This window comes from Actinoplanes sp. NPDC049802, from assembly GCF_040656595.1.
In the GTDB taxonomy this organism is placed as follows: Bacteria; Actinomycetota; Actinomycetes; order Mycobacteriales; family Micromonosporaceae; genus Actinoplanes.
Map to the genome: position 1 here is coordinate 1 of NZ_JBFAMR010000036.1, position 19,676 is coordinate 19,676.

At 70.7% G+C, this 19,676-nt stretch carries 14 protein-coding genes, 1 tRNA gene and 1 pseudogene; 10 read left to right on the plus strand and 6 right to left on the minus strand.

The window, feature by feature from the left end; all coding sequences use genetic code 11:
• Positions 1-74: 74 nt before the first annotated feature.
• Positions 75-326 (minus strand): hypothetical protein, encoded by a 252-nt coding sequence (locus tag AB0I88_RS24080; protein WP_361028566.1) that lies wholly within the window; start codon positions 324-326, stop codon positions 75-77.
• A gap of 642 nt (positions 327-968) precedes the next feature.
• Between AB0I88_RS24080 and AB0I88_RS24085 the strand changes: the two genes are divergently transcribed.
• The gene (locus AB0I88_RS24085; RefSeq protein ID WP_361028569.1) at positions 969-1,649 is read left to right on the plus strand and encodes a hypothetical protein; all 681 of its coding nucleotides are present in this window, start codon (positions 969-971) and stop codon (positions 1,647-1,649) included.
• A 229-nt stretch (positions 1,650-1,878) separates the two neighbouring features.
• Here the strand turns inward: AB0I88_RS24085 and AB0I88_RS24090 are convergent, their stop codons facing one another.
• Positions 1,879-4,605, minus strand: coding sequence for a BTAD domain-containing putative transcriptional regulator (locus AB0I88_RS24090; protein WP_361028572.1), 2,727 nt, complete (start codon positions 4,603-4,605; stop codon positions 1,879-1,881).
• A 506-nt stretch (positions 4,606-5,111) separates the two neighbouring features.
• Positions 5,112-5,195, minus strand: a tRNA-Leu gene (locus AB0I88_RS24095).
• A gap of 166 nt (positions 5,196-5,361) precedes the next feature.
• Here AB0I88_RS24095 and AB0I88_RS24100 point away from each other — a divergent pair.
• The 6 genes and pseudogenes from AB0I88_RS24100 to AB0I88_RS24125 all read left to right on the plus strand — a co-directional run.
• Positions 5,362-5,592: pseudogene (locus AB0I88_RS24100) on the plus strand (tetratricopeptide repeat protein); the annotation flags it as partial.
• 1,347 nt (positions 5,593-6,939) lie between these two features.
• Positions 6,940-7,356, plus strand: coding sequence for a fibronectin type III domain-containing protein (locus AB0I88_RS24105; protein WP_361028763.1), 417 nt, complete (start codon positions 6,940-6,942; stop codon positions 7,354-7,356).
• Between the two features lie 149 nt (positions 7,357-7,505).
• A complete protein-coding gene (locus AB0I88_RS24110) occupies positions 7,506-10,037 on the plus strand; it encodes a fibronectin type III domain-containing protein (RefSeq protein ID WP_361028575.1) in 2,532 nt (843 codons plus the stop codon).
• Entirely contained in the window at positions 10,031-11,005 is a 975-nt protein-coding gene (locus AB0I88_RS24115) for a MoxR family ATPase (protein WP_361028578.1), read from the plus strand. Before AB0I88_RS24110 ends, AB0I88_RS24115 begins: the two co-directional genes overlap by 7 nt.
• A gap of 205 nt (positions 11,006-11,210) precedes the next feature.
• The gene (locus tag AB0I88_RS24120; RefSeq protein WP_361028581.1) at positions 11,211-12,320 is read left to right on the plus strand and encodes a DUF58 domain-containing protein; all 1,110 of its coding nucleotides are present in this window, start codon (positions 11,211-11,213) and stop codon (positions 12,318-12,320) included.
• On the plus strand, positions 12,314-14,698 hold the full coding sequence (locus AB0I88_RS24125) for a transglutaminaseTgpA domain-containing protein (RefSeq protein WP_361028584.1): 2,385 nt from the start codon (positions 12,314-12,316) through the stop codon (positions 14,696-14,698). The genes AB0I88_RS24120 and AB0I88_RS24125 overlap by 7 nt, the downstream gene beginning before the upstream one ends.
• Positions 14,699-14,717: 19 nt before the next feature.
• On the opposite strand, the gene AB0I88_RS24130 is transcribed toward AB0I88_RS24125, so the two are convergent.
• Positions 14,718-15,779 carry a hypothetical protein gene (locus AB0I88_RS24130; RefSeq protein ID WP_361028586.1) on the minus strand — a complete coding sequence of 354 codons (1,062 nt, stop codon included), beginning with the start codon at positions 15,777-15,779 and terminating at the stop codon, positions 14,718-14,720.
• 102 nt (positions 15,780-15,881) lie between these two features.
• Entirely contained in the window at positions 15,882-16,217 is a 336-nt protein-coding gene (locus tag AB0I88_RS24135; RefSeq protein WP_361028589.1) for a hypothetical protein, read from the minus strand.
• Positions 16,218-16,378: 161 nt separating this feature from the next.
• On the opposite strand from AB0I88_RS24135, the gene AB0I88_RS24140 reads away from it, so the two are divergent.
• Positions 16,379-16,684, plus strand: coding sequence for a hypothetical protein (locus tag AB0I88_RS24140; RefSeq protein WP_361028592.1), 306 nt, complete (start codon positions 16,379-16,381; stop codon positions 16,682-16,684).
• A 124-nt stretch (positions 16,685-16,808) separates the two neighbouring features.
• Here AB0I88_RS24140 and AB0I88_RS24145 read toward each other — a convergent pair whose 3' ends face one another.
• Complete coding sequence (locus tag AB0I88_RS24145) at positions 16,809-17,327, minus strand: shikimate kinase (RefSeq protein ID WP_361028595.1); 519 nt, start codon at positions 17,325-17,327, stop codon at positions 16,809-16,811.
• A 344-nt stretch (positions 17,328-17,671) separates the two neighbouring features.
• On the opposite strand from AB0I88_RS24145, the gene AB0I88_RS24150 reads away from it, so the two are divergent.
• Both AB0I88_RS24150 and AB0I88_RS24155 read left to right on the plus strand, forming a co-directional pair.
• Entirely contained in the window at positions 17,672-18,244 is a 573-nt protein-coding gene (locus tag AB0I88_RS24150) for a shikimate kinase (RefSeq protein ID WP_361028598.1), read from the plus strand.
• A 45-nt stretch (positions 18,245-18,289) separates the two neighbouring features.
• A complete protein-coding gene (locus AB0I88_RS24155; RefSeq protein WP_361028601.1) occupies positions 18,290-19,483 on the plus strand; it encodes an MFS transporter in 1,194 nt (397 codons plus the stop codon).
• Positions 19,484-19,676 lie beyond the last annotated feature (193 nt).

Genomic DNA, 19,676 nt, shown 5'->3' on the forward strand with positions numbered 1-19,676 from the left:
CCGAGCAGGTCTGGATCAACCGGCCCGACCAGGAAACCCAGCCCCAACCGCAAGCCGCTTAACTCCCGTTGGCCTCAATCCCTTGACACGTTCCGACCGTCGACGAGACGGCCCACCAGGTCGTCACCGCCGTTGGAGAAGGTCATCGGCAGGACGGCCGCCTTCGGCACGACACCCGCGGCGGTGCGCTTCAACGTCGTGTCGACCGGTACCCAGGAACCGCCTTGGCGTACCCGCTGCGGCTCGACGCTCTGCTCAAGCGTCCGGGTACCGTCGGCGTTGGCGAAGACCTGCGAGTTCTCGGTCCGCTCCGAGAGAATCTCCACAGGACGACCGCAAATCGCCGCCATCCGGTTCGCAGCCGTGGCGTCAGCCTGCTCCGCGACACACAGTGGAGGCGCGGCCAACGCTGGCAGCGAACCTTGAACAACCTGCAGCCCTCCCGCAGCCATTGTCGCAGCACAAAGTACGGCCACACGCTGCAAAGCCCGCAGATGGGCAGCAATCATCGTAAATCCCCCGCGGGACTAGGAGCACCCGAAGCAACCGAGAAATTGAAACAGGCAAGATCAGCGATGTAAAGAAGGCTTTCGCCGCGTCGCTCAGGCCGCACGCTGACACAGTTTCGGAGGTGAATGTCACGTCGTCGCGAGTGGCGCTGTGCCCGTTGTGGGAGTCTGGGCAGCCGGGGCCGGGCCAGCTCGGTCTACTAGGCCTGCGCCTGCTGAGGACAGCAGTGGCTGCCTACCTCAGCGGCAACAGAGTCACACGTCTCGGCAGTACGGGTTCTGGGCCGAGCTGGCTCGAGCCGCTCGCACCCAATCCACGCCTTCCGATATTGTGTCGACCACTCATGATCTTGGGAGAGGATGCGGATGCAAGTCGGGCGACTGATGGCCACGAGCGTGGCGGTACTCATGTCGGCTGCGGGAGTTGGCTGCTCCGAAGTCGCGGACAGCGGTGCCGACGTGAGCCAGGCATCCTCACCCGCCGCCACGATCCCGTCATACCCGGCGCAGGCGATCGCCGCGGCGAAGGCCCGATTGGGTACGGAGTCTGCCCGGTTCTCCCGGGACATGAACTACGAGCCGCTGGACTTCACCGGTGTAGTGAACGCGCAGACTAAGAACTGGGAGATCCGCGGCGAGGACTACACCGTCCGCCGCATCGGATCAGAGCTCTACATTCGCGTGACCGGCGAGACACTGCGCACCATGTCGATGTCACCGGCCACGTCGGTGATGTCATCGGCCACAGCCGATCGGTTCGCCGCGGGCGGCTGGATCCGAACCCGGTTGCCGAACTTCCGCGAAACCTCCGTGGTTTTCAACGACGAGTTCCCGTGGAACCTGGCCGGTCCGGCGACCCGTGCCACGGCCGTTACTGCCACCGGCGACCGCTCGTTCGCGGGCACGGTCACCGTCGCCGATCACGACAGCCTCTCGACGAGGGCCAAGGAGGTGCCGGTCAGCGTCGAGCTCGATGAGACAGGGCGCTTCTCGAAGATCACCGTCACCACGAAACCCGACCTTGCCATGGTGGTGACGTTCTCGGACTTCGGCGGGCCTTCCGACATCATGGCACCACCGGGGAGTGAGGAAAACGACCTTGATGGCCAGTTGCTCCTGCCCCTCCTCGGCCTGAGGTAACCGGCGCCGGCGAACGTGAGGTTCCTGTGGAGTTTGGCAGCGACTGCTTCACCCCAGCGGTCGGACGTCAGCGGCAGGACGGCAGCGTAGTCCTGCCGCCCGTGACGCTCGGCATGCGTACGCCCGACGCTTTCGGCCGGTGATGTAGAGCCATCGGCGGTGAGCCCGCTACCGATAGTGGGCATGCCTGCCGGCAGCCATCTCGCTTCAGCGAGAGATCCGGTCGCAGCTACCTGTGATTGAGGCTGTTGCGGAGTTGGCCTGCGAGGGTGATCGTTTCCTCGGAAGGTTCGGCGTCGAGATTCAGTAGGGCCTTTGTGAGGGCGCGTAACAGGGTTTTGATGCCGTCGGGATCGTCGAGGGCGTGGTGGGCGTGCATGGCTTTGACGTAGAGGGTTTCGTTGTAGCGGTCCTGGCGGATGGCCTTCTCAAGAACCTCGGATGCGGCTCGGGGCTCGTTGTTGTCGAGGAAGTCGTCGGCCAGCGCCAGGTGGGCTTCGGTGCTCCAGCGGCGGACCGTTTCGCGGTGGGGTGGCAGCCAGTCGTAGTCCATGCTGTCGGCGAGTGGGGCGGTGTAGAGGGCGCATGCTTCGGTGAGCAGGTCCTGGCGGCGGGAGCCGGTCGCGGCGGTGGCGTCGCGGAGCAGGTCGCGTAGATGCCAGACGTCGACGTCGACGGTGTCCGGGTTGAGGCGGTAGCGGCCGGTGTGTTTGATCAAGTGGCTGGTTGTCGCTGTGGTGGGGTCGGTGCGGCCCAGGACGTGGCGCAGGTTTGAGGCGATGGTGTGTACCCGCTGGTCGGCCTGGCTGAGCCGGGCGTCGGGGTACAGGTATTCGCCGATCTCGCGGGTGGTGGCTCCGCCGGGATGGGTGGCGAGGTAGACCGCCAGTTCCAGTGCTTTGGCCCGCAACGGTCGGCCTTCCGCGGTGATGCCTTCGATCCGCGGAGGTCCGAGTACGCGCAATCGTGCGCGGTCAGCCGTCGTGGGCGCCTTCGAAGTGGGGGTCGGCGGCACCGATGGCGTCGGATCGGGGGTGGTGCGGCTGGCGTGCAGGGGCACCATCGTGGTCGCGACGGTGGGTACGGCGGGCGGTGCCGGGGTGCCGGTCTGCGCTTCGTGGAGAGTGGTCAGGATCTGCAACGCCGTGGTGGCGTCGAGCACCGGCAGCCGCGACGCCGATGGAGTGGCCCCGGACACCATCTCGATGTCTCCGCCGGCAGCGACGTCGATGGTGGCGCCGTGTGGCCATTCGCCGAGCAGTACGGCAGATGCGCGCAGTGTTTCGCCGAGGGTGAGCGTGGCCCGGGTGCGGGTGCTGTCGACGCCGGCGGGTGCCGCGGTGATGAGCGTGATCGGCGGGAGTGGTTCCTCGTCGGGTACGGCTAGCCGCAGGGCGTCGAGGCTGTTCACGTCGTGTTCGTTCAGGAGGCGGTTGCGGTGTAGCAGCCGGGCTTCGAGTGCGGTGAGGGCGGCGTCGAAGGTGTCGGTGACCTGGAGGCGGGGCCAGGGTTGCAGCGTCCGCCAGTCGGTGCCGAACAGCGTGTGAAAGGTGCCCGCGTCGATGATGATCTCGGCGTGGCTGTCGGGTTGATGCGGGTCACCGGAGGCGAGCGCCGCGGCGAGTGCGGCGCGGGCGGCGGATGGCGCTCCGTCGCCGACCAGGCCGGTGCTGCCCGGCGGCAGCGGTGTGGTGACCGGGGCCGGGTCCGGTGAGGTGCTCTCGTCCGGGTCGGGTTTCGGTGACGCGGTGTGGTGTGCGACGGCGCGGCGGACTGCCACCACCTGGGCCGGTAGCTCGGTCAGCGGCTCGTCGTCGGGGTCGCCGGTGTAGCGGCGGCGGCGCTGGAGCCACACCCTGATCGCGGCTGCGGCGATGGCGGTGGCGAAGGCCCACGGCACCCAGTTCCCGGCGGAGATCTGCACGCCGTGCTCGTCGCTGGTCACCGGCACGTCCGGGTGGACGGCTGCAGGGGAGGAGGATTCCGGCGGGGATGGCGTGGTGGCTGCGGAGGAGGGCGCCGCTGGGACGGTGGCCGGCCTGCTCGGCACCGTGGGGCTCATGGCGTTCGGGCTGGTCGGCGGGCCGGTGGTTGTGCTCGCTTGCGGCGTGGGGACCTTGGTGGCCGACGGCGTGGGAACTGATGTCTTCGGGGGCCGCTGCGGCGTGGCCGGTTTGAGTCGGGTGGGCGGTTTGGCGTCGCCGGGCAGGCGCAGGTTCCAGCCGGGGTAGATGAGGTCGCAGTCGGTGAGTTTCGTGCCGTCGGCCTGGTGCTGATGCCGGTTCAACCTGCAGATCTCGGGCCAGCGGTTCGCATCGCCAAGCCACTTGCGGGCGATCTTGGACAGTGTGTCGCCGCGTTTCACCTCGTACTCGAAACGGGCGTCGCCGACCAGGACGGTGACCGTCCCTTGCTGCAGGACGCTGCCGCCGGGATCGCGCATCTGCGGTGCGGCCGCCGCGGGCAGGTTCGTCGTCGTCCCGGAGGGGCCGCCGCCGTGCGGGGTGGTCACGAGGGCGACCACGGCGGTGCCTGCCAGACCGAACAGCATCCGGTGCAGCGGAGCCGGCAGCCGCAGGCGGGGGACCCGCCATCCCGCGACCACGGTGAGCAGACTGCCCGCCAGCAGGATCATCATCAGCGCCCAGAGCAGCCACAACGCGGCGGCGATCGCTGCGGCGAGGATGCCTCTGGTGTTCTGCCGCTGCTGATCGCTGAGGAACGCGGTCACGGCCTCCCAGGACGGGACCAGGCCGCCGGGAGGGCCGAAGACCAGCACGAGCAACACCGGGGGTACGACGGCGAGCGCCAGCACACCCACCAGTCCGCGGACGATCGCCAGGACGCGCCCCGCGCCGGGTCTGCTGGGTTGCCGGGTGGCCGGAGCGGGCCAGACGCTGTTCTGCCGGGCGAGGACGGCGGCCTTACGCTGGGCGCCGTCGTTGTCGTCGATCATGAACCTGCCTCAGGACGCATCGAGCCCTGATCTCTACCGGCACGACCCCTCGCACGCTACGAGATTTGCGGGCGTCTATCACTATGCGAAGATCCGCTGCGCGGGGCCACGGGCGGTATCACTCTTTTGCGACACTGCCCGGCATGCCCGCGCATGATCTTCACCTGGCTGTCGAGATCGGTACCTGGTGGACCACCGCGGTCTTCGAACACGACGGACCCGGAGGTGGTCACCGGCTGGATCAGCGAGGCCCAAACCGAGCGCGCGAAAGCTGCCCGGGTGTTGAACGCCCCACAGCCGCCACGGGCTCCGCAGCTGACCCCGGCACAGATAACAGAGCTGGTCGCACAACTCGGTGACATCGGCATCGTCCTGGGTGAGGCGGATCCAGCAGACCGGGCCGCCGTCTATCAACAACTGGGGGTCCGGCTCACCTATCACCCGGATACACAGAAAGTCCGCGTCCAGGCACAGCCTGTAGCGGACTCTCATGGGGATTTAGTTTGTGTCCGAGGGGGGACTTGAACCCCCACGCCCTATACGGGCACTAGCACCTCAAGCTAGCGCGTCTGCCATTCCGCCACCCGGACCTGCTCTATACAGCTTACCGGGGCCGTCACCGGGGTTTTCACCTGGTTTCGGCTGCCCAGCGGGCCGCACAGGTCAGAACTATATACGGCTCCGGGCCGGGGCCGAAGCGGGGGTCGGGACCGTCACTGGGGGCGGGTGTGGCGCCGAGCCTGATGAGCAGGCAGCATGGCGGGCGTGTCGCAGCCGTCCCCTCTCACTCCAGCCCTCGAGCGGGCTCGTGGCTTGATCGCCTCCGGGAACCTCGACTCGGCTCAGGTGCTGCTCGAACGGGCCGTTGAGCTCGGGCGGGAGAAGCTGGGGGAGGATCAGCCGGACGTTCTCACCGCTCAGCGGGAGCTTGCCGGGGTCTATCTGCGGGTCGACGATCCGATGGGCGCCCGTCGGGTTCTGGAGGACGCCTACGCGGCCGGGCAGTGGCGGCTCGGTGACGCTGATCCACTGATGCTGAACATTTCCCATGACTTGGGTGTTGTTGCGCAAGAGCTCGGAAACCGGCATGAAGCCCGCAAAGCGTTCGGGCGTGTCGCCGAGCACGGGCCGGCGACTCTCGGCGAGGGGGACCAGTTGGTCGCCCGGGCGCGCGCTTATCTCTCCGAAGATCTTTCAACCTCGACGGTACGCACGACAGCGCCGTCTCCTCCCACCTTCACACCCGCGACGCCGACCCCCGCACCGCCTCCCGCGCCCGCCCCGGCTCCGATGCCGAGCCCTGGGCCGGGGCCTGTCGCTGTGCCTTTTCCGACCGTGCCCGGCCCGGGGCCGCTCCCCGATCCCACTCCTGGCCCCGGGCCGTCACCGGCGCCCGGCTTCGGACCCACACCCAGCCCCAGCCAGTCCCCGGCGCCCGGCTTCGGGCTCACACCCAGCCCCAGCCAGTCCCCGGCGCCCGGCTTCGGGCTCACCCCTGCTCCCGGCCCCGGGCCATCGCCGGTTCCTGGACCCGCGCCCGTCTCCCCTTCCCATCCCTCTCCCCCGCCGGACCCGTTGGGCGTGATGGAGCGGGCGACGGAGTTGTTTCCGCTGGTCCGCCCGGAGCCGGTGGCGCCCGCGGGGCCTGACCCGGTTCGGTCTCAGCCGGAGATGCCCGCCGGACCGTGGAGCGGCGCACCCGGCGCCGATCAACGGGACCCGCACGTGCACCCTGCGCCACCGCCGGGGTACGCGACGGCGAACCCCGCTGTCCCGCCCGGACCCCGACCGGACTACCCGAACGAGCCCGGTGCCGACTACGCGGCACCCCGGGACACGCACATGGGTCCCGCCCAGTCCGGCTTTCCGGATGGGATCTCCGGGCGCCCGGGTCATCCGGATCCGGCTCTCGGGCAGGCGGGGACGGCTTCGGGTCATCCGGATCCGATGGGTGGGTATGCGGGGACGCGCCCGGGTCAGCCTCAGCAGCCGGGCTATCCGGATGTGATCGCCGGGCACGGGTGGCAGGCGCCCGTGCACTCCGGAACACGACCGGGGCAGCCCGGCTACGAGCAACCAGCACCCGCACACGACGGAACACGACCCGCACAACCCAGCTACGGGCAACCAGCACCCGCACACGACGGAACACGACCCGCACAACCTCCAGCGGGGTATCCGGCGGCCTTTCAGCCGGGGCAGCCGGGGGTGTGGCAGCGGCCGCCCGGCGGGTTCTCGGGGGCGCCGGGATCTGTTCAGCCCGCGGCGGGTGCGCTCAGCCCGTACCCCGTCGAAGGGGAACGGCGCGGGGGGCGCGGCATCGCGGTGGCCCTCATGGTGCTGGCGACGGTTGTCGCGCTCGTCGGGGTCGGGGCGCTCGTTCATGTGCTGGCGGACCGGTCGCAGGAGCCGGTGGCGCAGGTGACCGGCGCGACCGTGGAGCCGAGCGTTCCCGTGCTGGGCGGGGCGCCGCCCACCGGGCTGGAGCTCGACGACCGTGGCGCCAGTGTGGGTCTGGCCTGGGATGATCCGGCCAAGGGCAAGGCGCCGTTCATCATCACGATGGCCAAGCGGGGCGAGCAGCTGAAGCCTGTCGCGAACGTGGGGCCGGGGGTCGGGGAGTTCCGGGTCTCGGGGCTCAACGCCAAGCTCGACTACTGCTTCGCGGTGGTGGCGGTGTATTCGACGAAGCAGGTGTCCAGTTCCGTGCAGGAGTGCACCAAGCGGGGGGCCGCTCGTCCACGGCGGTGAGACACGGGTACCCGCGGGCGAACGGCTTTCCCTATGATGGCCTGCGTCCTTGAGGCGGATTGACCGGAATCGACAGGAGGACAGCCGCGGTGACCAGCGCAGAGGCGGTACGGAGGCGACGCCTGCCCAGCCGGGGGCAAATGGTCACGATGGCGACGGTCCTCGTGCTCGTGGCCGGGCTCGGGTTGACGGTTCGTGGGCTCGGCACCGCCGACAAGGCGCTGGCCAGCTTCGACGCGGCCTCCTGGGTGTGGAGCAAGGGCAAGGGTGAGCTGGCCCGGATCAACGGCACGGCGGCCCGCATCGACACTCGCGCCGACGTCAACCAGGCCCGCGGGCACGCGCTGCAGGTGAGCCAGAGTGACCGGTTCGTGCTGTTGCGGGATGTCAACACCGGCGCGATCGCGTCGATGGACCTCACCGATCTGCAGGCTTACTGGAATCAGCAGTCCCAGCCGGGCATCGGCGTGAGCGTGGCCCTGCACGACGACGGCGCGTTCATCATCGACGCCGTCCAGGGCAAGGTGCAGCAGGTGGACCCGGCGAGTCTGCAGCCGGTCGGCGAGGCGTTGCAGTTCCCGCCGGGCATCAGCGGCGGTGTCTTCGACGGCGAGGGCCGCCTGTGGGTCGCCGCGCCCAGCGAGGGCACCGTCACCGCGATCGACCCGGGCGCGGCCGCGCCGGTGCGGGCCCGCACCGACACGGTGGCCGCCGCCAGCCACGACCTGGACGTCTCCGCCCTCGATGAGGGTGTCGCCGTGCTGGACCGCACCACCAACGCGCTCACCGTGATCGGGGAGTCCGGGGCGGGGCAGCCGACCACGCTGCCGCTGACCGGGCCGGGCGAGCTGCCCGAGCGCATCGAGGGCGACGTCATCGCGGTCACCGTGCCGGACGAGCGCCGTGTCTACACGGTCGGCGCCGACGGGAGCGGGGTTCGTGACGTCTCGGTTCCCGACGACGGCGGTGACCTGGGGCCGGCCGTCCCGTACGAGGGTTATCTGTATGTGCCGGAGGACGACGGCACGGTGCACGTCTTCAACGAGGAGGGCCGGCCGCAGCAGCCGATCGACATCGAACGGCCGGGTGGCGACCTGGAGCTGGACGTCCGCGAGGAGCACCTGTTCATCAACGCGCCGGGTTCCACGACGGCCCGGGTCGTCGACGGCAACCACACGGTCCGTGATGTCGACAAGGAGCGCGACGACGTCACCGGCGGCGACCCGCCGCCGGTGAAGGCGCCGCCGGCCCCGCCGAAGAAGGAGAAGCCGAAGAAGCCGGTCGCCGAGAAGCCGGGGGCGCCGCGCGGTGTCCGCGCCGCCGCCGGCAATGCCGAGGTGCGCGTCTCGTGGCAGTCGGCGCGGGACAACGGCGCCCCGATCACCCGTTACGTGGTGGCCGGTGCCGGGCGTACGTTCCCGGTCGGCGCCGACCAGCGGTCGCTGGTGATCGACGGGCTGACGAACGGGGAGACGTACCGGTTCGAGGTCCACGCCGTGAACCGCAAGGGCGACGGGCCGGGCCGGATGAGCAATCCGGTCATGCCGACCGCCGAGGTGCCGGACCCGCCGGGCACGCCGGTCGCCGAGGCGAAGGCCGACGGCACGGTCGGTGTCACCTGGCCGGCCGCCGACGGCCAGGGCCACAAGATCCAGAGGTACGCGGTGACCGCGATCTCGGAGGGCGTCAGCTCCCCGATCGGCGAGTCGGCGAGCACCACCCTCGAGGTGGGCGCCGACCAGCTGGAGTTCGGCAAGCAGTACGCGTTCACCGTCGTCGCCGTCAACGACCGGGGCGCCGGTTCGAAGGCGTCGGCGGTCAGCAACACGGTCGTGCCGTTCAGCAAACCGGCCAAGCCGGAGAACGTGGACGCCGCCACCGTGGCCGAGCAGGCCGGCGCGATCAGGGTCAGCTGGACGGCTCCGGCCGACAACGGCCGCCCCATCACCGGGTACGTGGTGAAGGCCGGCGACAAGGAGACGAAGGTGACCGAGACGTCGGTGACCTTGACCGGGCTCGGGACCGGCGCCACCGTGCAGGTCGAGGTGACCGCGGTGAACGAGGCCGGCGCCGGTGACGCGGCGACCGCGACGGCCCGCACGGTGGCCGCCCCGGCGGTCACGATGACCGGGGTGGACGCGACCTTCAACACGGCGAAGGTGACGTTCAGCGTGAACAACGGCGGTGGCACGGCCACGTGCGCGCTCACCGTCTCGGGCGGCGGCAAGGGTTCCAGCGGAAGCTGCACCAGTCTGAGCGCCACCGGGCTGAAGCCGAGCACCGCCTACACGTTCACGGTCACCGCGAAGAATGCGGCCGGCAGCGCGGATGGGGACATGGCGAAGACGACCGACGCCCTGTACGGCACGGCCACCTGCATCAACGGCGACAAAGGGGATCAGAAGACGTACTGCGACTCGGATGTGTCGGGGCGTAACGGCAACGAGATCTTTCAGGTCGCCCGGCAGGACGACGATCAGCAGGCGGGCTGGGTCGCGAACGGCACGCGGCTCCAGGCGTACTGCAAGAAGTCCGGTGAAGAGGTCTACGCGTTCGTCTACAACAAGAACAAGAGAAGCACGTGGTGGATCCAGGTGAACTACAAGGGCAAGACCTACATCCCGTGGGCGTGGCTCAACCTCGACGGCGGGGACGACCTGGCGGACCTGCCGACGTGCTGACGCCCGCACACGTACAAGGATTCGCCGAGGTCGCCGGGGAACTGGCCAACCGGATCGGCACGGTCGTCCTCGGCAAGCCCGAGGTGATCCGGATCGCCCTGACCGCGTTGTTCGCGCAGGGGCACGTCCTGCTGGAGGACGTGCCCGGTGTCGGCAAGACCACCTTGGCGCGGGCGCTGGCCTCGTCGATCCGCGGCCAGTGGCGGCGCATCCAGTTCACCCCGGACCTGCTGCCGTCCGACGTCTCCGGTGTCACCGTCTTCAACCAGGCGAGCCGGGGTTTCGAGTTCCATCCCGGTCCGGTCTTCGCCAATCTGGTGATCGCCGACGAGATCAACCGGGCGTCGCCGAAGACCCAGTCGGCGCTGCTCGAGGTGATGGAGGAGCGGCGGGTCACCGTCGACGGGGTGCCGCATCCGGTGCCGCAGCCGTTCCTGGTCGTCGCCACTCAGAACCCGGTCGAGATGGACGGCACCTACCGGCTGCCCGAGGCGCAGCTCGACCGGTTCCTGGTCAAACTGTCGGTCGGCTACCCCGACGAGGACGTCGAGATCGAGGTGCTGCGGGGCGCGGCCGTCCGGTCCCCGGACACCCTCGAACCGGTCACCGACACCACCATGATCGGCGAGATGACGCGGATGGTCGCGGCCGTCCACATCGCCGACCCCCTTTATGCGTACGCCGTACGCCTGGCCGCGGCGACCCGTAACCATCCGCAGGTCCGTGTCGGTGTCAGTCCCCGCGGCGTGATCGCCCTGACTCGTGCCGCCGGCGCCTACGCTCTCATCAACGGCCGTGCCTACGTGCTGCCCGAGGACTTCAAGGACCTGATCGAGCCGGTCTTCGCCCACCGCGTGCTGTTGTCCGCCGACGCCCAGCTCCGCGGGGTGACCGCCGCCGACGTGCTCGCCGACGCGTTGCGCGCCGTGCCGGTGCCGCTGCCCGACCGCCAGCATCTTCCGGCCTGATCCGTTGCGCCGCGCTCACGACCCCGCATCGCCTTCCGCTCCGGCCACTGTCCCGGCCGCCGGATCGGTGGCTGGAACGGCCGCCGGATCGGCCGGTGGATCAGCCGGTGGATCGACCGCCGGCTCAGGCTCGGCGACCGCCGGCTCAGGCTCGCGTCCCGGCGGGGTGAGCGGGTCTCCCGGTGACAGGCGGCGCCGCGGCGGGATGACCGCCCGCGGCATCGGGCTCCTGGTCGCCGCCGTGGTCCTGCTCGTGGCCGGCTTCCGCTACGGCTACCCCGATCTGGCGCTGCTGGGCGCCGCCGCCGGGATCGCCGTCGCCGCGGCGCTGGTCTTCGCGTTGTGGCGGCCTCGCCTCGACGTCACCCGCGTCGTCGACCCGGACCGGGTGGCCCGCGGCGAACCCGCCGACGTCACCCTCACCATCAGCAACACCAGCCGGCTGCGGGCCGCCAACCTGGTCGCCACCGACCGCTGCGGCGCCGGCGCCGTCGACGTGCCGTTGCTGCGCCTGCGGCCCGGCCACGACACCGTGGAGAGTTATCCGGTGCCCACCCACCGGCGCGGGCTGGTGCCGATCGGGCCGTTGCACGTCACCCGCCGTGATCCGCTGGGGCTGATCACGTTGAACCGGTCGTACGGCGGCGCCACGATCGTCCGCGTCCATCCGAAGGTGCACCCGATGCGGGCGGTCCCGGCCGGGCTGACCCGCAGCCTCGACGGGCGGGTCGACAAGGTGCCGCAGGGCACCATCACGTTCGACACGCTGCGGGAGTACGTTCCCGGCGACGAACTGCGGCGCGTCCACTGGCGCAGCAGCGCCAAGGTGGGCGAACTGATGGTCCGTGAACAACTCGACACCTCCGAGCCGCGGATCGTCGTCCTGCTCGACGACCGGGCCGCCGCACATCGCGGGGACAGTTTCGAGGACGCCTGCGAGGCCGCCGCGTCGATCGTCGTCGCCGCCGTCCGCGAGGACCTGCCGGTCGTCCTGCACCTGGTCGCCGGCGCCCTCGGCGGGCCGCATCTGGACGTGCTGACCGAGGCGGTCCTCGGCGACGGGGATCTCGGCGCCACCCTGCGTCACCTGCGGGCGCAGAAACTCGGGGACACGCTGATCTTCCTCACCGGACCGGGTGGGCGCGACGATCTGGGGGCGCTGAGTGGACTGCGTTCGGCGTACCCCGTCGCTCTGGCCGGAATCCTCGGTGACCGTGACTCGTCGCCTGCCGCGCCCACCGACCGCCTGTTGGTGATCGAGGCCGCCGACGGCGCCGAGTTCGCCGCCGCCTGGGACGGGGTCCGCGGATGGTGACGCGCGTGCTGCGCCGGGCCGTCGTGCCGGTCGCGCTGGCCGGCATGCTCATGCTCGCCGGTGCCGCGCTGGGTGGCATCTACGCGGACGGTCTGCTGTTCCGGCTGGTGGCGGGCGCGGCGGTGCTGTCGGTGGGTGTCGGGGTCGCGGCGCGGCGGCTGCCGTCGTGGACGGTCGCGCCGATCTCGGCCGCGCTGCTGGCCGGGTACGCGGTGCTGGCTCTGCGACTGGCCGCCGGGGACGCGGGGCTGACGTTCACGGCCGCCCGGGACGCGCTCACCAACGGCATTCCGCGGCTGCTCACCGCCATGATCCCGATCGAGGCGACGCCGGACACGGTGATCATCGCGGTCGGCGCCGTCTGGGTCGCCGGGCTCGCCGCCACCGAGGTCGCGGTGCGCGGCGGGCGGGTGCTGCTCGGTTGTCTGCCGCCGGCGCTCGTCTACGCGGGCGCGCTCTACGTGGTCGGGCCCAACGCGTCGGCGGCCACCTCCTGCACGCTGGCGTTCGCGGGGCTGGTCGTGGCCGCGCTCGCCGGCACGTCGGTGACCGCGGCCACGGCGCACGCGGCCGTGCGGGCGCGTGCGCTGGGCGGGGCGGCCGCCGGCCTGGCGGTCGTTCTCGGGCTGATCGCGGCGACCGGTCCGTGGGTCGCCGGCCGGGTCACCGCCACGCCGGTCGACCCACGACGGTACGTGCAACCGCCGCGCGTCGACAGCCTCGACGAGAGCCCGCTGAACCGGATCTCGGGGTGGGCGCTCGACCCCACCCAGCAGTTGCTGGAGTTCCGTCCCGGTTTCGTTCCGGCGGCCGCTCCGGCGCCGTCCGCCGCCGCGTCCCGTCCTTCCGGGAAGCCGTCCGCCTCGCCCGCTCAGCCGGGTGTGCGGCTGCGGCTCGCGGTGCTCTCCGACTACGACGGGGTGACCTGGCGGGTCGGTGGCGTCTACCGCAACGCCGGACGTGTGCTGCCGCCCCCCACCGTGGCGGCCGGCGCCCAGGTCAGCGAGTCGCAGCAGCAGATCACCATCACCGGGCTGACCGGCCGGCTGCTTCCGGCCGTGCCGACGCCCACCCGGATCACCGGGGCCCGGGTCGCCTACGACGCGGCGACCGGCACCCTGATCCGGCCGGAAGGGCTGACCGACGGGCTGCGCTACACGGCCGTCTCCCAGGTCGAGACCCCGGATCTGAACCTGCTGCCGGTCGCCGACGTGCCGTCCGGCGACGCCTGGGTCCGCTATCTGAAGGTCGGGCCGAACACGCCCGCGCAGATCGAGCGGCTCGCCGAGCATCTGGCCGAGGGGTACGGCGCCGCCTACGACCGGGCCGTGGTGATCGAACAGTTCCTGGGCGAGCACTACCGGCACGTGGCCGACGCGCCGAGCGGGCACGCGTACCCGAACCTCGCCCACTTCCTCTTCGGGCGCCGCGACCTCGGCGGCCAGAAGGGAACGTCCGAGCAGTTCGCGGCCGCCTACGCGCTGCTCGCCCGGATGACCGGTCTGCCCAGCCGGGTGGTGGTCGGGTTCATCGCGCCGGCCGCGGGCGGCCCGGTCACCGCGGGCGACGCGCTCGCCTGGCCGGAGGTGTATTTCGACGGGGTCGGGTGGGTGGCCTTCGACCCGCTGCCCGAGACCGACGACGTACGGCCGGTGGAGGAGGACTTCACGCCGCCGTCACCGACCCCGCCGCCGTCACCGTCGGACACGCCCGCGCCCACCGGCGAGGAGTCGTCGGCACCGCCGTCCGTGGTCGTGGCCGCGCCCGGCGCGGGTGGGCCGTCCACCGCGCTGATCGCCTCCGGCGCCTCGGGTGGGCTGGTGTTCGTGCTGGTGGGCGCCGCTGTGGCGGTGGTCGCGCTGCGGTCTTCGCAACGGCGGCGGCGGCTCACGTTCGGAGACCCGGCGCAGCGGATCACCGGGGCCTGGCTGGAGTTCACCGACACGCTGCGGTTGGCCGGGAACCCGGTCCCGGCGCATCTGTCGGCGACCGAGGCGGCCGGGCACGCGTCGGTGCCGCCACCACCCGCGAAACGAGGTGGTCTGCTCCGGCGGCCGGTGCCGCCGTCCGGCGCGGAGCCGTCGCCCGGCGCGGTGCCGCCGTCCGGCGCGGTGCCGCCGTCCGGCGCGGAGCCGCCGTCCGGCGCGGAGCCGGTGGCGGACGTGCCGGAAGCGCCGCCGCTGCCGCCGCTCGACGCGCTGGTGGACGCGATCAACACGGCCGGGTTCGCGCCGGAGGCCGCCGACGCGGGGCAGGCGGATCGGGCGGGGGAACAGGTGGTCGCTTACGCCACGGCGTTGCGGGCCCGGCGCAACTGGTGGCGGCGGGTGCTGTGGAGCGTACGCCCGGGGCCGTTGCGCTGGAACCGCAGACCGTAGGCCGCTGGAAGCACCGTTTTCAGCGACGTCGGCAGGGTTTCGCGTCACCCGCCGGCCGTTCGGGCTTCCCCGTCACCCCGCCGGCCGTTCGTGCTTCCGCTTCGTTTGCCGACCGATTCGATGGAGGTGACCCCGCGCCGGCTCGCCGGTAGGCGCAGGCGACCAGCGCCACCGCCAGAACGCCGACGGTCACGTCGCTGACGACCCCCAGCAGGGCGGACGTCGGCACATAGGCGGGCGAGAACGCGGCGCCCGCCGCGGCGGCGAGCAGTGCGGCGGACCATCCGGCCACCACATGCCGGGCCGTCCATCCCACCCGCCGGGACCAGGCTGCCACCAGGGCGACACCGGCGAGGACGGCCACCACCTGAAAACCCACGGCGGACCAGCCCGAGACGAACCACAGGCCCACGTGGACGGCGAGCACCCCCGCCCCGAACAGCAGCGGATGCGGAACCCGGCCGGTCCTCGGACGCGGCGTGCGCCGCCACCGGGGAAGCAGCGCGAGACCGGCCAGCGTCACGATCACCGCCACGGCGAGCCCCCACTGCCCCGGGGAGAGCACGAACCCCTTCCGGCCGTTCTCGTCATCGGCGAAGATCATCAGGCTGCCCAGCAGGTAGAGGACGCCGATGCCCAGCAGGCCACGACCACCCAGCCAGGGCCGGTACGGCGTACGCGAGAACGCCTCCACCAGCATGATCGGCGCACAGATGCTGAGCAGCACATGATTGCCGACGTAAATGAACGCCCGGTCGACGCCGAACCCGAACACCGTCGCGGCCGGCGCCGTCCCGGCGTACTCGGTGTCGTCGAGGAACCCCGGGTTGAACAGCGACTGATCCACCAGGCCCGCCTGCACGACCCCGAACGCCGCGGCGAGCAGCACGATCACCGGCCAGCCACCCCCGGTGCGGCGCGCGAACTCGCGGATGAGCAGCGCCGCACCGCCGTACAGCGGCCCCAGGAACAGCGCCACGAGCGGATAGTGGGTGACCGGATAGCCACCCCAGGACGCCTCAGCCGCCCACGGAGCCAGAACCAGCAGCGCCACCGGCGGCGCCCACCGCGCACGATCCATCTCGTCGCCTCCCGACCTCGATGGCCTCAACCATCACGAACCGGCCGGGAGCGCGCCGCCGACCTCAGTCCAGTCTCGACCCGACCGAAGTCGATGAAACGCTCAACCGAGGTACATGTAGGTGTAGAGCAGCGCGAACAGCCCCGCCGCCGGAAGCAGGCTGAGACCCCACCCCGTGGCCGCCGCCACCTTCGCCCCACGGAACCGGTACAGCATCGCCCCGAGGAACAACGCCAGCAGAACGGACCAGGTCAGAGCCGTCCCGATCACCGGTCCGGTGCCGTCGTCGGCGAGCCCTTCCATCCATCCCACCTCGGCTGCCGCGGCCAGGTAGAAGAACGGAAGCGCGCCCGCGACCACCAGCAACGTCCTGCCGAACACCGACGCCGTAACCCGCAAACCCCGCTCTTCGCTGATCATGGCGGCATTCTCGCTCATCCACACAACCCCGAAGATCGAGTACGCCTACGCGTACCCGCCGTGGAAGACCCGCGATCATCCGCCCCGCAAGCCTCTGCCGCGCCCGCCGGGCTGATCTGCCCGGTTCCGGACGCGCCAAGGTCGATGCGACGGACATCAGCGCTGGTTACGCTCCTAGCATGTCGATCGATGAGCATCGCATGCTGACCAACCTGCTCGACGCGTTCGACCGGCTCCACGACGGGATGATCGAGGTTACCGACCTGGCGGCCCTGATGTTCGCGACCAGCCGTGCGCTCGGTGCCTGGCCGCACGTCGAGGAACTGGCCGCCACCGAGAGAGAAGTCCGGCACATCGCGCGGCTCCAGTGGCCGGAGGACGACCGCAGGATCCGGGTGTCGGGCCTCCTCCAGCCGCTGCGCGAACACATCGCCGACGAATTGGCGGCGGCCGGCCGAAAGCCGCGGCACCGCCCCACCCGCTAGCCGTTCGCAGATGCCATGCACGGTCGATCTTGCCCGGCTGGTCGTGGGCGTCGCCTCGGAGCGTTCGAGACGGCTGCTTGATCTCCGTACGCCGGGCTCGTAGGCCGAGACCCGGTTGAGGCGGTCATCGTTGCAACCGAAGAGCCTGCTTCACCTCGGTTGCGGCGGCTTCGGGCGTACGGTCGTCAGTGGCGATCGTGATCGAGGCCAGACGACGGTACAGCTGGGAGCGTTCGTCCAGCATGGTTCTCAACAGGGAGCGCACGCCGATTCCGGCGATCTGGCCGCCGGAGGTCATTGCCGTGCGCCGCGTGACCGTGGCGAGTTGGGCGGCCAGATGGATGACGAAGTGATCCGCCAGGTATGTCTGGACATCTGGATCGAGCACCGCGCCACTGCCGAGGGCCACGACCGCGGACGGGGCGGCGAGGGCCTCGATCACCGCGGCGCGCTCCGCCGAGCGGAGCGCCGCCTCGCCCTCGTCGAACAGGATCTCGGCGATCGGCTTGCCCGCCAGGTCGGCGACCATGTCGTCCGTGTCGAGGAACGGGGCGTCGAGCGAGCCTGCGACCAGGCGCCCGACCGTCGTCTTGCCCGCGCCTGGCGGACCGACGAGGACACACAGCGGGCGATCACTCTTCACCGGGCCGACGATACAGACCGGCTCAGTGCACGCCGCCGTGGCCGACGACGGTCGCGATCTCGGCGGAGCTCATGCCCCCGCCGGGTCGATGACTGGCGCCACGCCAGAGCGGGCCGGAGAACCGGACCCGGGCCCGGCAATCGCCCAAATGATCTCGAGACACTTCGGCAGATGCTCGCGAACGATCAGGATTTGCAATAGCGGTGGGAGCGGCAGGGATCCCCATATGGGGCCGCCATTTCGAAAACCGGTCCAGGAATCGGCGTTCGGGTCTCTCAAGCCCTGATCTCCTGCCAAGTGAGACCACTCATCGCGGCCAACAACGGTAGGCTAAAGTTGCGGGCATGCCTAGCGCCCGACCGACTGTCGACGATGCCTCGACTCGCGCCGTGGCTTCGGCGGCGCCGATCGTCATCGTGGGCATGACCGCTGTCGGCAAGACCACGGTCGGCCGGGCCCTGGCCGAGTTGACCGGGCTTGATCTCGTGGACAGCGATCACGAGATCGAACGCCAGACCGGCCGAACCTGCTCGGAGATCATCGTCAACTCCGGCGAGGAGCTGTTCCGCTCGATCGAGGAGCAGGTCGTGCTCTCGCTGCTCGACCGTCACGACCACCTGATAACGCTCGGGGGCGGGGCCTGGATGCGGGCCGGCGTCCGGGCCAAGGCGAAACAGATGGGCACGTCCGTCTGGCTTCACGCCGACGAAGAACTCATCATGAAACGGGTGCGGGCGGAGGGCCGGGTCATCGCGTTGAATCCGGACGGAAGCGACCGTGTGAAGGCCATGCTCGAAATCCGCCGGCCTGTTTACGCCGAGGCGGATATCCACATTCTGCTCAAGAATGAGACACCGGCCGAGGCGGCCGCGTGGGTGTTGAGCGAGGTGGCGGAAAGGGCACGCGGCCAGCGATAGACGCTGTTCGGAGCAGCCGCCGGCCGATCCCGGAAGAGCAGGACAATGACGCATCGGCCCGGAGCACAGAGGGCACTGATCGCCGCCGTACAGGTGCTTGGTCTGGCGGTTTGGTTCTCCGCCTCCGCGGTGCTGCCGGCGCTGCGCGACTCGTGGCACCTGAGCGCCGGCGCTGCCGTCTGGCTGACCGCGTCCGTCCAACTGGGCTTCGTCGCCGGGGCGATCACCTCGACCGCGTTCAACCTGGCCGACCGGGTCAAGGCCCACCTGCTGATGGCGGTGTGCGCGGCGCTCGCGGCGGCGTGCACCGCCGCCTTCGCCATCGGCGTCGACGGGCTGGCCGGTGCCGTGCCGCTGCGTTTCCTCACCGGCGTCTTCCTCGCCGGCGTCTATCCGGTCGGCATGAAACTGACCGCGTCCTGGACTGCGTCCACCCGCCGGGGACTCGCGTTCGGCGTCATGATCGGAGCGCTCACTCTCGGCTCGGCGCTCCCCCATCTGATCCGCGGCCTGGGCGAGCTGCCGTGGCGCGGCGTGATGGGAGCCGCCGCCGCTTGCGCGGCCGTCGGCGCGCTGCTGGCGGCGGTGCTCGTCCGGGAAGGTCCGCAGTTCGCTCACGGCACGACACCACGGCCCTATCCCCGGTACGCCCTGACGATGTTCCGCGAACGCGGCCCGAGACTCGTGAACCTGGGCTATTTCGGTCACATGTGGGAGCTGTACGCGTTGTGGACCTGGCTGCCCAGCTTCCTGATCGCGGGCGCCGCGGCCCGAACGGGCCGTGCCGACACCGACGTCAGCCTCCTCGCGTTCCTCGCCATCGGCATCGCCGGCGTCCTCGGATGCCTGGCCGGTGGGTGGGCCGCGGACCGGTTCGGCAGATCACCGGCCGCGGTCGCCGCGCTCGCGGTCAGCGGCGCCTGCTGTCTGGTCTCGCCGCTGTTCTTCACCGCCGCGCCCGCCGCGGTCGTGGCGCTCGGTGTGGTGTGGGGCGCGGCGGTCATCGCCGACTCCGGTGTCTTCTCCACCTCGCTGAGCGAGGTCGCCGACAAACGTTACGTCGGCACGGCACTCACCGCGCAGACGGCCATCGGGTTCGCTCTGACCGTGGTCACCATCCAGCTCGTACCGGTGGTCGCTGACAACGTCGGCTGGCGCTGGGCGTTCTGGCTGCTGACGCCCGGCCCGCTGGTAGGGGCGTGGGCGATGCGGGCGTTCGGCCGCCGGCCGGCGGGGTGAAGCCGAAACCGTGGGCGGGCAAGGGTCAGGAGTCGACGTGCCGGGCTCGGCACAACCGGGCCCGGGGGAAGTCGTTTCCAGTGAACAAAACGCCTGATCGATACATGGTCATCATTTTGCCTGAGACCCGCATGATAGACACAAATCAATTCAATTGAACCCATTGGACATATCGCACCGAGATGGTCACGCG